The 796-nt window shown below is 35.8% G+C and carries 1 pseudogene; it reads left to right on the top strand.

Going from position 1 to position 796, the window contains the following annotated elements:
• Positions 1-236 precede the first annotated feature (236 nt).
• A pseudogene (gene fdhE / locus ACFIK8_RS10975) lies at positions 237-512 on the top strand (formate dehydrogenase accessory protein FdhE); the annotation flags it as partial.
• Between the last annotated feature and the right edge of the window lie 284 nt (positions 513-796).

Here is a 796-nt window from a genome sequence, read left to right as displayed (position 1 = left end):
AGACCTTCTCACATCTATAGATAGATTAATATGAGTATTATTCAAGTCCTATGACCATCATTAGATCTCACTTCTTGCCCACACCGGCCAACAAACAGCACTGTAAATTTTTGACTCAGTTTCATGGGATTTATCAATGAATTGGATCTTATAATTGATGACAAGCTCAACATAAAAGCCAAGTGTAAAAACAAAAAGCAGAAAAACATAGGCTTTTGAATAAAGAAACGACCAACATGGCACGCCTCCAAAAAAAATTAGGATCCCCTCAAAAAACAGAATCTATTAATAAGCATGGTATCACGCATTCTCCTATTTTTGTCATACTTCCTGATAAGGACACTTTGTTTGCAAAACGAGCACAACGTTTTGCGCATTTAGCTAAAAGCATTCCAAACAAAGAGTTTTTACTTTTTTTCGCGCATTTTTGTAACGCCCAACAACACTCGATTGAAAAATTTAAAGATTTTGCCGTACCTCTAAGTCGTTTTGGTACAACCTCGACACCTTTTAAAGAAAGCTTTTATCAAGCATCCATCATAACTTTAAAATCGTTACTTAAAAAAGGCGTAACCTTTAGAAAATAGAGATGTTCTTTGAGAGCACAGCTTTTGTCTTTCGTTCATCCAACTTCACCTACGTTTAAATTTCTGCGTGAAAATTTAAAAGTGATTACGCACCTTATTTTTTTCATCCTCTCTTTCATTGAGCAAACAATCCCGTAAGAGAAAATAGTTTCCATCCCCTGGGCTCACCATTTTCACACATTTTTTCTTTGCCGTTTCGGCAAGCGTGT

Source organism: Bartonella sp. MR168JLCBS (genome assembly GCF_042194175.1).
This window is presented reverse-complemented; position numbering and strand designations above follow the sequence as displayed.